This window comes from Dyadobacter arcticus, assembly GCF_011762185.1.
In the GTDB taxonomy this organism is placed as follows: domain Bacteria; phylum Bacteroidota; class Bacteroidia; order Cytophagales; family Spirosomataceae; genus Dyadobacter; species Dyadobacter arcticus.
The window spans coordinates 833069-844863 of sequence record NZ_JAASQJ010000003.1; the positions used below are offsets into that span (position 1 = coordinate 833069).

Here is an 11795-nt window from a genome sequence, read left to right on the forward strand (position 1 = left end):
CCGCCGCAATAGTTCCAAATTTTCGCCGATTGTTGGTCAGGAAACCCTTGCTGGCTGACTTTGCTTTTTCAACAATAGCGCGCTGATCAAAGAGACAAGCAAGCCGACCGGAAGGATTTCCATGTAAGTCATCAGGATGATCATTGCAGGGTTCTTGTACATTTCTTTGTAACTGTTCAATTCAACAATCTGCTTTTCCAATTCCGCGCCTGAAACCCCTTCAGCCCGAAGCTCTTTGAGCGTTGCGTCAGTAAACTTGTCCATAAAATCCGGCACGAAAAAGTGATAGTCTATATACCAGGCAATTACATACATAGTGGAAGCAATGAGCGTAATGTAAAGCCCGATCTGAAATGCCTTTCCAAACGAGACCAAGCCGTGGTTATACTTATCGCGGAAGTTTTTGATGCCAACAAAAATCAGGGAAAATGAAAGCAGCATGGAGGCATAGCCGACAAGCATACTCCCTTCAAAGTTATCCCTCGAGGAAGACCAGGCTATCGAGGAGAGCATAAAAACGGAGACAATGGTTCCGGCGATTAAGCCGCAAGTGATTACAACTTTTTTCATAGTTTCTAAAAAGTTAGGTAAATGTGATGTGCAAAATTGAATCCTTACCGCCACTCGCTACTCATACTTTTGGGTGATTTTGCGCCGAAAGTATGTTTTTCAAACTAAAGTGTGAATGTCCTTTATGGAATGAGACTTAATCTTTTCGCCTTTTCTACCGCTTGCGTACGACTCTTTACCTCCATCTTTTCAAAAAGACGGGACGAATGCGTTTTTATAGTGTTCAGGGAAACAAACAATCTTGAAGCAATTTCCTGGTTACTCAGACCATCGGCCATCAACTGCAATACTTCCAGCTCGCGTTTGCTAATTCCAAGCTGGAGCATTTCGGCCTCATTAAACATGAAGTTCCCGTCGGAAACAACCAAGACTTCTTTCTCGATTACGATCGTCTCAACGCGCGGGTTGGTGAGTTTAAGTGCTAGCCAAATACCAAGTCCGGTGAAGATGAGCGCAATGCTTCCTGCATAGATTTCAACGATGTGATTGACAATCAAAAAACGGAGTTCCAGCCACTTCAAGAGAAATAAAAGCAGTGCAAGCGATAAACCGTAAAGAATAACTTGCCTGTTTTTAGCAAAAAAACGGAGCACCATGCGAAATGCATTTTAGTGGTATCAAAATTAAAGCTTTTTCGAAGTTACAAAGCTTTAATTTGCCACACCCATCCTCCTCCCCTTTCCTCCCTCTCCTCCCTCTCCTCCCTTTCCTCCCTCTCCTCCCTCTCCTCCCTCTCCTCCCTTTCCTCCCTCTCCTCCCTTTCCTCCCTCTCCTCCCTTCCTCCCTCTCCTCCCTTCCTCCCTAAAACCGTTAAATTTCGAACCTATATCTTAGGATTAATAATCTGATTAAGCCCTTGACACATCTCTTTGATCCGAATGTAGGACTCGCGGCTATTTTCATTTTTATCCAGTTCAATCTCCAATTCCCCCGGCGAGGCCTCATAATCAAATTTTGTCCGATCATCCAATATGGTGGTAAGATCAACATCGTCGTCATAACGAATGCTGCTTGGCGCGATCCGGCTGTTTATAAACCTTTCAACTTGCCGGCTCTTGCTTCGGGGAAATGTTGCGGTGTATCGGTAAACATTGTCACTATCGACCACCTTAATGTCAATGTTATCCGAATTACGACAGGAGACCAGGGTGAAAATAATCAAGCAAAGTGTGATTGTAATTTTTGTTTTCATGGCTAAAAGTGTTTTGCAAGGTACTATGCAATATACAGTAGTGAGATTGTATAAGCAAGCAACTAGGTGAATATTAAATGCAGAGTTGCTTGTGGTAAGCTTTCTAGTCGTTGATTACAAGTTTCCTAGTTACGCTTTGATCGCAGTATACTATCCTCAAAAAATATGTCCCAGACGAGAATTTGCTAATGTCAAGCTGATCTTGCGGATATGGCCAGTTCGATACAACCTCTCCCTTGACGTTTATCAATTCCATTTTCTGGAAGCCTTCTGCATCTGGCAGGCTAACCTTTAATATGTCGGAAACCGGATTAGGGTACACTAAGAGCAATGATTCGTTCATTAGCTTTTCAAACTTTACCATTTTGATTAAGCTGTAACAGTAAGTTTGATCTAAATCGATCATTTTGAGACGGTAAAGCACTTCTCCTGCGATGGAAACAGTATCAATGAATTCATAGGATCTGATAGTATCGGATATAGCCGCAGCGTCACGAGTTCCTATCACTTCCCATTCCTTTCCGCTACTGCTTCTTTGGATTACAAATAAATCGCTATTGAATTCGCCATTTGTTTCCCATTTCAGGCGGACACTTTTTTCGAGCTTTTCAGCCTGAAAGCTGATCAATTTCACAGGCAAGGCTGCGTCATTTTGATATCTGGCCAGTGCGAAGTCATAGTCGGTGCCCTTTCTGGCATATCCTCCTACGATGATCCTCGCATTTTGTTGTAACGCTATGCAGCTTCCGAAGTCGAGACTACCAATAAAATCCGTGGAAATCTTGCCACTGTCCCCAAAGCCCAGATCTAAGCTGCCATTACTATTGTAGCGGCATAATGCAAAATCTACGGTCGATCCATTGTTTTTTGCTGTAAAACCAGCGGCGAGAATTTTGCTGTCAGGCTGCAAAATGAGCGCACTCCCTTCATCATCGGTATTATCGAATGAGGTAATCACAATACCATCTTGTCCAAAAACAGGGTCAAGTTGCCCATCGGATTTGTATCTGAGAAGTAAAAAATCCGTGTACCCATACTTCACAGCCTTGGTTTTACCTAAAACCAGTATCCTATTATTCGGTTGCACCGCAATTGCGGCAGCGACATCATTTTTTCCAATAGCAGTTTGTACAATTCCTCCATTTCCAAAGGAGTTATCTAACAGTCCGTTCTGTGTCAGTCTTATCAATGCAACTACATTTGAAATTTCGTCCTGCGCTGCATTTATTTGCTCGGTATAACCGGCTCCGACGATTTTCCCGTCAGACTGCAATGCGATCGATCTGATGGATTGCACCAAACCCGCTTCTCCGATTTCTACAATTACTTTTCCCTCGATACCGAATGAGTCGTCAAGCGAACCATTGGCGTTGTATCGTGCCATAGCCATGTTAAGGTCATTGTTCACAGCATCCTGAGAATACCCTGCTAGAATAATTTTGCCGTCGGGTTGCAACAAAATGATATTTGCCACTTCACTGAATTCGTCTCCAAAATCCGTGCTAACAATTCCGCTGACTCCGAAGGTGAGATCCCGGGCTCCGTTTGTTGTATACCTCACCATTGCAAAATCATAGCTTAGCCCATTCCATGAGTATCCAGCCGCTAAGATTTTGCCATCGGGTTGAAGAGCTCCTGAAAATGGAATATCTTCTTCCGGACCGACAATGGTTTTAACGATTCCATTTTGGCCGAATGACTGGTCAAGGGAACCGTCTACATTGTATCTAATTAGGGTAAAATAGCCCTGCTGATAAGACGGGACACAATATCCGATCAAAACAACCTTTCCGTCGGGTTGAATCAAAATTTTGTTGGTAGCATTTCTTACCTGATCCACGTCGGTCACAACTTTACCTCCTTGACCGAATGTAGGATCCAGTGCTCCTGATTGGCCGAACGCGTCATTCCATAGCAGGGTAATAACAAATAGTAATGCTCTTTTCATTTCCGAAATTGTTTTTGTGAAAGATGTCGGAAACTATCTGGTCAGAACTATATTTTTCGTTTCGATGATTTGCCGGTATGATGTTTTATCCATCGGCGTAATGCCTCCATCTGATTGGCAAAAACAACCTTTTTACTACCTTGTAATTTCGCTGATTATTAGAATATCAAATTCACCAACTCCTAATTACCTAAAAATGATTTCCAAAGTATTAGCTTGCATACTTTTATCGTTACTGTGCCTGACCAATTCCCACGCCCAAACCAAACCCAACCCAGATTCCCTCTACATCCGCGAGCATTACAATAAGATAGAGCGGATGGTGCCTATGCGCGACGGGGTCAAGCTTTTTACTGCCATTTATTTACCAAAAGATATTTCTGTTGCGAAAACTTTCCCGATTCTGCTGAACAGGACACCTTATGGGGTAGCTCCTTATGGGGAAACGCTTTTCAAAGCAAACATCGGGCCGAGCATGTATTTTGCCAGGGATGGCTATATTATTGTATATCAAGATGTTCGGGGAAAATTTATGTCAGAGGGAGACTTTGAAGCAAATCGTCCCATTATCCCTAATAAAAAGTCCAAAGCGGATTATGATGAGAGCTCGGACACTTATGACACCATTGAATGGCTCCTCAAAAACATTGAAGGAAACAATGGTAAGGTTGGGTCCTGGGGAATTTCGGCTCCGGGTTACTACACCACCATGACGGCCATCGACGCACACCCTGCATTGAAGGTCGCGTCTCCGCAAGCACCTGTAACCGACTGGTTTATGGGGGACGACCGCCATCATAACGGCGCATTTTTCCTGATGGGGACTTTTGCGTTTTTATCATCATATGGCGCGCCGCGACCTGTTCCCGAACCGAAAGGCGCGCCGCAGTTCGCAGCTTACGGCACGCCGGATTCTTATGAATTTTACAAAAATCTCGGGCCGTTGAAGAATGTAAACGAGAAGATATTCAAAAACCAGAACCGCATCTGGAACCAGATGATGGACAACGACACCTACAATGACTTCTGGAAAGCGCGCACTCCGGTACCACATTTAAAGAATATTAAATCTGCCGTAATGGTGGTTGGAGGCTGGTTTGATCAGGAAGATCTTTATGGCCCTTTAAAAACGTATCAGGGCATTGAAAACAATAAACCGAAATCTCCAAACATGCTTGTCATGGGGCCGTGGATTCATGGGGGCTGGGCGCGCGGGGCGGGAGAAAATCTGGGAAACATTCGTTTTGGTTCTAAAACCAGTGCTTTTTATCAGAAAGAAATTGAATTTCCCTTCTTCAGTCATTATTTGAAAGAAACACCCGATCCGGCTCTTCCAAAGGCCTATATATTTGAAACCGGATCTAATGAATGGAAGAAGTATGACCAGTGGCCGCCTAAAAATACGGTAGAGAAAAAGCTGTACCTGCATCCAGATGGCACATTATCATTCACTCCGACCATGACTACCATGCAAGTGGGCGCCAAACCTAATTTTCAGGAATATACCAGCGATCCGGCCAAACCGGTCCCGTATACCTCCGAAATACGGATCATTCGCGGAAGTGATTTTATGTATGAAGATCAGCGTTTTGCTGCCACCCGGCCAGATGTGTTGGTTTTCCAATCAGAAGTTCTTACTGAAAATGTAACCATCTCAGGGAATGTCTTTGCCGATCTGTTTGTCTCCACAACCGGAACGGATGCCGATTTTGTAGTGAAATTGATTGACGTCTATCCCGGTGATGCACCCAATGACAGCCCGATTAACCCTAATATGAAAATGGGAGGTTTTCAGCTGCTGATCCGCGGCGAAGTAATGCGTTCGAAATTCCGGAAGAGCTTTTCACAACCGGAACCGATGAGGCCCGGAAAGATTGAAAATGTAAAATTTGATATGCAGGATGCGGCCCACAATTTCAAAAAAGGCCATAAGATCATGATCCAGATACAAAGCTCCTGGTTCCCGCTCGTGGATCGCAATCCTCAGAAATTTGTAAACATTTACAAAGCTTCGGAAAAGGATTTTCAAGCTGCCCAGCATCGCGTTTATTTGTCCGGGAGTAGCTCTTCCTATGTTGGGGTTAGGGTTTTGGACTAGCTTGTTTCACGCACAAATCAGCTCCAACTGCCTACAATTTGAATTCGTCGATCTTCCGGTATAATGTAGCTATGCCAACCTCCAAAAGCCGCGCGGCTTCGGCCCTATTACCTTTTGTATAATTTAAGACTTTTTGAAAATGCAACTTTTCGGCACTGGCGAGTGAAAATGCCGACATACTTTTTATGCCACCATTGCGGCCGTGAAGCAGTTCAATCGGCAGACTTTCGACGTCGAGTTCCGTTCCGTCCGTAAGAATGACGCTTCTTTCGATCACATTTTTGAGCTCGCGGATATTGCCATTCCAGGAATTGGCTTCCAACGCTGAGATAAATCCGGGGGATAATGTCCTGATCTTTTTATTTGCTTTTAACCCAAATCTTGAAGCAAATGCAATCGCCAATGCTTCAATATCTTCAACCCGCTCCCGTAATGCCGGAATGGTAATTTGAAAAACGGATAATCTGTAAAATAAGTCGCTCCTGAAATCCCCTGACTCAATTTCCTTTTGGAGATCACGGTTCGTTGCGGCGATGACGCGCACATTCACTTTGGTGGGATGGGTTTCGCCAATCTTTATAAATTCACCGGATTCCAGCACGCGCAGCAATTTGGCCTGCAACTCAGGAGCAAGCTCCCCAATTTCATCCAGAAAGATAGTACCTGCATTTGCTTCTTCAAAAAGCCCTTTTTTGTCACGGATAGCCCCTGTAAATGCGCCAGCCTTATGTCCAAACATTTCACTTTCCAGCAAATCCTTCCCAAAAGCAGAGCAATTTATTGCGACGAAAGACTTCCTGGACCTATTGCTTGCCTGATGAATGGATTGGGCAAAAACCTCTTTTCCAGTTCCAGTTTCGCCTAATAACAAAACCGTTGTATCCGTTGGTGCAACGCGTTTTGCCAGGTCGATGCTTGCTTGTATCCTTTTCGATTTACCAATAATCGAGTCAAACGAGAACTTATCGCCAACCTGTTTTTCAAGATTATTAATCCTCTTATTCAGCTCGGCCTTTTCCATTGCCTTATATAGCAGCGGAACGATCTTATTGTTGTCGTCGCCTTTTGTGATGTAATCGAAAGCGCCGTTTTTTATAGCCTGGACGCCATCAGGAATGTTGCCGTAAGCCGTCAGCAAGATAACTTCTACAAGCGGGTGCTTTTCCCGCAAGATTTTTAGGAAATCAACACCGTTGCCATCTGGCAGCTTTACGTCACAAAGCACCACATCAATGTTCGATTGATCAAGTTTTTTCAGAGCTGATTTTAAATCCCCGGCTTCCAGTACATCGAAGCCTTCGAGCTTGATAACGCGCCCAAGCAATCCCCTTAACTTCTCTTCATCGTCAATGATCAGAACTTTATTCATTTGGGTAAGATCTTAACAAGGCAGGAAGGAATATTGGGGCGGGCTAAGAATAATTATTTGGATGCAGGCAACATTGCCAGTAATCAAAAATGGCTTTGAACCTTTGCTTTAAGTCCCTGAAACTGTTCTCCTTTTTGAAAAAACCCTGAATAGTTGACTCATAAGCCTCGTCAATCACCACAGGGTTGTCGGCAGTGCTGAGAAATATAAATGGAATGGCCTTTTTTCTCAGGTATTCATTCGTGTCGATCCGATCCCTGAGTTCCAGTCCGTTCATGACAGGCATGTTGATATCGCAAATAATCAGGAACGGTTGTTCCATTGTTGTTTCAAGATGTAGTAACGCCTCTAGTCCGTTACCGAAGAATAGAAGCTTGTTGGGAATTTCCAGTTCCTCTATCACACTTTTAATTAAAAACTGATCGTCAGCATCGTCTTCTATGGATATGATCGGTCCTTTTATTGACATTATGGGGTTGTTAAGTTATCGGCTTTGCGGTAAATATCGCATTAATTCGGCCTAATACCAATCCAGCTTCACTTGCAAATGATCCGTTGCGAATGGGGTTTAATTCTAGGTATATGTCACAAATGCTTCATCTTCATAACACCACAACCACTTTTCATCGGGTTCAGCGGAAATGACCACCGGATGGCCGGTCTGATTGAAATGCTGCGTCATGTGCTTGGCGGGAGAAGTGTCGCAACATAAAGTAACCCCGCAGGTCTGGCAGGTGCGTAGATGAACCCAGTGCCCACCGACTCTCCTACACTCCTCGCATTGATTTTCAACAGGGGTTTTGATATCTGTTATTGCTTCAATGTGTTTACAAATCTCCCCCATTACACTTCACTTAAATATTGATGAACAAAACTAATCGACATAGAACCCTCTCCTACTGCGGAGGTAACCCGGTTCATCGCGCCTGCACGCACATCTCCGGCTGCAAAAATACCCGGTGAACTCGTTTCCAGCAAATAAGGGTCACGCTGGGATTTCCATATCTGCTTAAAATTGACATGACTTTTCATATCCCGCCCGGTTTCAATAAACCCTTTGCCATTTTTAATGATTTCAAGGCCGATCCAATCGGTATATGGCTTTGCACCAATGAAAATAAATAGTGCATCTGCCGGCACCGTTCGCTCTTCACTGGTATTCAAGTCCACCAGTTTCAATGCTTCCAAATGATCGGTTCCCGATGCTTCAACAATTTCGGTACAGCCCATAATGGTGATATTGTCCGTCCCTTTAATCTGGTCGATCAGATAAGAGGACATGGAGGATGTGAGATCGTTTTTACGGATCAGTATGTAGACGTTTTTCGCGAATTTGGACAAATACATCGCAGCCTGACCTGCAGAATTCCCACCTCCGAGCACATATGCATCCTTATTCCCGCAGGAAGAGGCTTCGGTGCTCGCGGCTCCATAATAAATTCCTTTGCCCGTAAAATCCTCGATACCTTTTGTTTCCAGCTTGCGATAATCCACGCCGGTCGTGATTACCACGGCTTTTGCATTCACCTCATTGCCATCGCCCAAAACAATGGTTTTATACTTATCTTTTAATTTAATCTCCTTCACAAACTGGGGAGATAGAAATTCAGTACCGAAACGCGTTGCCTGGGTGATTGCACGGCGCGTTAGTTCGGCTCCGCTTAACCCAGTTGGGAAGCCAAGGTAATTTTCAATTCTCGAACTGGTACCAGCTTGACCACCAGGCGCTTTGCGCTCGATCAGTAAAGTACTTAAACCTTCGGAGGCACCGTAAACGGAGGCTGCCAGACCCGCGGGACCGGCCCCGATTATTACAACATCGTAAATCTGCTGTTTTGTTTTCGCATTCAACCCGATACGGGATGCAATGTCAATCAGGGATGGAGTTTTCAATAAAGAGCCGTCTTCGAAGACCACAGCAGGGAAATCTACCGGACAAAGGCTATTGGTTGCAGCGATCTGTTTCCCAATCTCATTGGTTTCGGCATCCAGCCACGCGAAAGGCACCAGGTTACCTGCAAGGAAATCCTTAATCTCGTGTGCTTTGGGCGAAAATTGATAACCTATGACTTTAATACCTTTGAAATCAGGTCGATAATTGGCCTGCCAATCATGCAGAAGTTCGTCGATAGCTGGATATAGCTTTTCCTCCGGAGGATCCCAGGGTTTCATGAGATAATAATCCAGCCGAACATCATTAATGGCTTTAATTGCAGCTTCTGTATCCGAATATGCGGTCAGCAGCACCCTTTTGGCAAAAGGAAAAAGTACCATGGCTTTTTCCAAAAACTCAACGCCTTGCATTTCAGGCATTCTTTGGTCCGAAACGAATATGGCGACTTCTTCACCTTTATTCTGAAGCTCCAATAAGCTCTCCATCGCCTCGGCAACTGAAGTTGTACTTAAAACCTTGTATTTATCCCTATAATGCGTTTTAAGATCACGGCTTATAGCTCTCAGTACCTGCGGATCGTCGTCAATTGAAAATATAATGGGCAAACCCATAGGAAGATTGTTGTTAAGATTTAAATCAATTTATCCATTAATAGGGAAACAAACCAGAAATTCTGTTTTTCCCGGCTCAGAAAGAAGCGTTACCGAACCATTGTGCTGCTTTACGATCCTTAGCACCACATCCAACCCCAATCCGGTCCCTTTACCAACTGATTTGGTTGTGAAAAAAGGGTCAAAGATCTTGTTACGGATTGTTTCGGGAACGCCCGGACCGTTGTCTATGATTCCAACTTTCACAAAATCTTTTTCCAGGCGGGTGCAAATTTCCAATTCGGGATCGGGCTGATTCTCCAAAGCATCGATCGCGTTGTCGATAAGGTTGGTCCATACCTGGTTAAGCTCGCCTACCATTGCTTTGATATGCGGCAAATCAAGATCAAAATCCTCAGTGATCTTAATGTTACCTTTTTTCAGTTTGTAATTCAGCATCGTCAGCGTGTTCCTGATCCCGGTGTGGATGTCGATCACCTCCTTTTCCCCGCCCCTGTCCATGTGTGTGAAGGTTTTGACAGAACCTACCAAATCGGCAATCCGTTTGGAAGCCTCCTGAATGTCCGCCACCATCCGCTCCGTCGTCAAGTTATTGTTGATCCAGAGCAATATGGGTGAGAAGTCGTTCTTGTTGATTTTGTTTTTCAAATCTTCAAGATCTTCCTCTGTAACACCAAATTCAACCAAATTATCAGCGATATCCTCGCATCCGTTCACTTGATGGTCGTCCAGCCAATCCAATATCTCATCTTCCCGTTGTGAACGCTTCATCATGCTCAACACAGGCCGGTCGGTATTGGCAAGAATAGAAGACATTTTGTTATTAATCAGGTCGACTTCTTCCGGGGACAAATGAATGGAAATCAGTTTTTTGAAGTCGTCGGGCTGCATTAGCAAATGGTTTTTCAGCGAAACCGAACCCCGGACAATGGCAGCGGCGGGATTATTGAGTTCGTGCGCAAGGCCTGCTGATAATTTTCCAAGCGCCATCATTTTCTCATTCTGCTGTTCCAGTTCGGTGAATTCGCGTACACGGGACGTCATTACGATGACAAGTGCCTGCGTCAGCTCGTAGTGCGAGACGATCAGTTCCCGCATTTTCTCCTTGGGAAATGTCATTAATTGCGTTAGTTCTGTGCATTGACCATAAGCAACGCCGATGGTACCACGCGAAAATGGAAGCATACCAGTCACATATCCGGCAGCAAATTCCGCAATGAAAAGTTTAGCATTGTTCTGAATGCGGTAAAGCTCAATTTTCCCGGATATAATGACATGTGTCCCCATCAATGGTAACCCGGGTTTCGTCAGGTATTCGCCTTCCTGCAATTCGTAATGATTACTTTGATCAATCATCCATTGCAACTGATCCTCGGGTACATCCTTAAAAATTTTGATGGCTTTTAAATCCTTTGCACTTATATCCTGCATGAAAAGTAAGGGTTGTCGTTAAGTCAGTCTCTAATTACGTTAATTAACAGAATTTACATTCAAAAAATTTACGTTAAGCTGACGAAATCGACATTCAGCCGACTTATGCTGCGCTGCCGGTCACGATGCGGGTATACATCTTGTATTCGGGAAAAACATCGGGAGAATCGGTAAGGCTAATTTCAACCCAATCGCGATTATTCTGATGCACAAATGCTCCATTAGATGATGGAAACAGCGATTTCAACATATCAATCGAATCCGGTTCCAGGGTAATTTCCTCATGCCCAAGGTCGCTTGCATGATAATGTCCCCTGCAAAGGCCGATGGACGTTTCGAATTCTATCTTGATCAAACTCCCTGAAATTTCCGGCTGCATAACCTCCACAACGATCTCTTCACGCAAGTCTTCGGCAGTTCCTAAGGTCTCTTCCTGGTCACCCAAAATATCGATAACACTCATATTGTTTGGATTTTGTTCAAATGATAATGGTTTGATGGTCAAAAATTGTTCCTGCGGGTGCGTGAGTGCTGCCCCCGACCGGTGGAAGGGTTATTATTCAAGACGGGGGCGAGAAGCCAGCGTTAGCTATCTTGGTTAATATCAAATCGGTATGATTATTTTATCGTGATTTTTTGACTGATTAACATCAGAATTTAGTCAGATTCACTTCTGACTGAT

General features: G+C 44.2%; 11 protein-coding genes. 1 reads left to right on the top strand and 10 read right to left on the bottom strand.

The genetic code is table 11. The features are described 5' to 3' along the window. Window positions 1–36: 36 nt before the first annotated feature. The 4 genes from FHS68_RS17010 to FHS68_RS17025 form a co-directional block, all read right to left on the bottom strand. Window positions 37–570: a DUF4199 domain-containing protein gene (locus tag FHS68_RS17010; protein WP_167272273.1), complete on the bottom strand. Its 534-nt coding sequence runs from the start codon at window positions 568–570 to the stop codon at window positions 37–39. Window positions 571–692: 122 nt separating this feature from the next. Then, entirely contained in the window at window positions 693–1166 is a 474-nt protein-coding gene (locus FHS68_RS17015) for a response regulator transcription factor (protein ID WP_167272276.1), read from the bottom strand. 227 nt (window positions 1167–1393) lie between these two features. Beyond that, window positions 1394–1762: a hypothetical protein gene (locus FHS68_RS17020; protein ID WP_167272279.1), complete on the bottom strand. Its 369-nt coding sequence runs from the start codon at window positions 1760–1762 to the stop codon at window positions 1394–1396. Window positions 1763–1865: 103 nt separating this feature from the next. Further along, window positions 1866–3710, bottom strand: coding sequence for a T9SS type A sorting domain-containing protein (locus FHS68_RS17025; RefSeq protein ID WP_167272282.1), 1845 nt, complete (start codon window positions 3708–3710; stop codon window positions 1866–1868). A 196-nt stretch (window positions 3711–3906) separates the two neighbouring features. On the opposite strand from FHS68_RS17025, the gene FHS68_RS17030 reads away from it, so the two are divergent. Then, window positions 3907–5808, top strand: coding sequence for a CocE/NonD family hydrolase (locus FHS68_RS17030; protein ID WP_229211937.1), 1902 nt, complete (start codon window positions 3907–3909; stop codon window positions 5806–5808). Window positions 5809–5839: 31 nt separating this feature from the next. On the opposite strand, the gene FHS68_RS17035 is transcribed toward FHS68_RS17030, so the two are convergent. The 6 genes from FHS68_RS17035 to FHS68_RS17060 form a co-directional block, all read right to left on the bottom strand. Continuing rightward, complete coding sequence (locus tag FHS68_RS17035; protein ID WP_167272287.1) at window positions 5840–7177, bottom strand: sigma-54-dependent transcriptional regulator; 1338 nt, start codon at window positions 7175–7177, stop codon at window positions 5840–5842. A gap of 43 nt (window positions 7178–7220) precedes the next feature. Beyond that, window positions 7221–7646 carry a response regulator gene (locus FHS68_RS17040; RefSeq protein WP_167272289.1) on the bottom strand — a complete coding sequence of 142 codons (426 nt, stop codon included), beginning with the start codon at window positions 7644–7646 and terminating at the stop codon, window positions 7221–7223. A gap of 105 nt (window positions 7647–7751) precedes the next feature. Beyond that, window positions 7752–8021, bottom strand: a complete 270-nt coding sequence (locus FHS68_RS17045) for a UBP-type zinc finger domain-containing protein (protein WP_167272292.1) — start codon at window positions 8019–8021, stop codon at window positions 7752–7754. Continuing rightward, window positions 8021–9682: a response regulator gene (locus FHS68_RS17050; protein ID WP_167272294.1), complete on the bottom strand. Its 1662-nt coding sequence runs from the start codon at window positions 9680–9682 to the stop codon at window positions 8021–8023. The genes FHS68_RS17045 and FHS68_RS17050 overlap by 1 nt, the downstream gene beginning before the upstream one ends. A gap of 30 nt (window positions 9683–9712) precedes the next feature. Continuing rightward, window positions 9713–11113 carry an ATP-binding protein gene (locus FHS68_RS17055; RefSeq protein WP_167272297.1) on the bottom strand — a complete coding sequence of 467 codons (1401 nt, stop codon included), beginning with the start codon at window positions 11111–11113 and terminating at the stop codon, window positions 9713–9715. 103 nt (window positions 11114–11216) lie between these two features. After that, window positions 11217–11576: a hypothetical protein gene (locus FHS68_RS17060; RefSeq protein ID WP_167272300.1), complete on the bottom strand. Its 360-nt coding sequence runs from the start codon at window positions 11574–11576 to the stop codon at window positions 11217–11219. Between the last annotated feature and the right edge of the window lie 219 nt (window positions 11577–11795).

What these genes read in the sequence shown, in the direction of transcription:
- FHS68_RS17010 (WP_167272273.1), bottom strand. Translation starts at nt 570, where the DNA reads ATGAAAAAAGTTGTAATCACTTGCGGCTTAATCGCCGGAACCATTGTC.
- FHS68_RS17015 (WP_167272276.1), bottom strand. Translation starts at nt 1,166, where the DNA reads ATGGTGCTCCGTTTTTTTGCTAAAAACAGGCAAGTTATTCTTTACGGT.
- FHS68_RS17020 (WP_167272279.1), bottom strand. Translation starts at nt 1,762, where the DNA reads ATGAAAACAAAAATTACAATCACACTTTGCTTGATTATTTTCACCCTG.
- FHS68_RS17025 (WP_167272282.1), bottom strand. Translation starts at nt 3,710, where the DNA reads ATGAAAAGAGCATTACTATTTGTTATTACCCTGCTATGGAATGACGCG.
- FHS68_RS17030 (WP_229211937.1), top strand. Translation starts at nt 3,907, where the DNA reads ATGATTTCCAAAGTATTAGCTTGCATACTTTTATCGTTACTGTGCCTG.
- FHS68_RS17035 (WP_167272287.1), bottom strand. Translation starts at nt 7,177, where the DNA reads ATGAATAAAGTTCTGATCATTGACGATGAAGAGAAGTTAAGGGGATTG.
- FHS68_RS17040 (WP_167272289.1), bottom strand. Translation starts at nt 7,646, where the DNA reads ATGTCAATAAAAGGACCGATCATATCCATAGAAGACGATGCTGACGAT.
- FHS68_RS17045 (WP_167272292.1), bottom strand. Translation starts at nt 8,021, where the DNA reads ATGGGGGAGATTTGTAAACACATTGAAGCAATAACAGATATCAAAACC.
- FHS68_RS17050 (WP_167272294.1), bottom strand. Translation starts at nt 9,682, where the DNA reads ATGGGTTTGCCCATTATATTTTCAATTGACGACGATCCGCAGGTACTG.
- FHS68_RS17055 (WP_167272297.1), bottom strand. Translation starts at nt 11,113, where the DNA reads ATGCAGGATATAAGTGCAAAGGATTTAAAAGCCATCAAAATTTTTAAG.
- FHS68_RS17060 (WP_167272300.1), bottom strand. Translation starts at nt 11,576, where the DNA reads ATGAGTGTTATCGATATTTTGGGTGACCAGGAAGAGACCTTAGGAACT.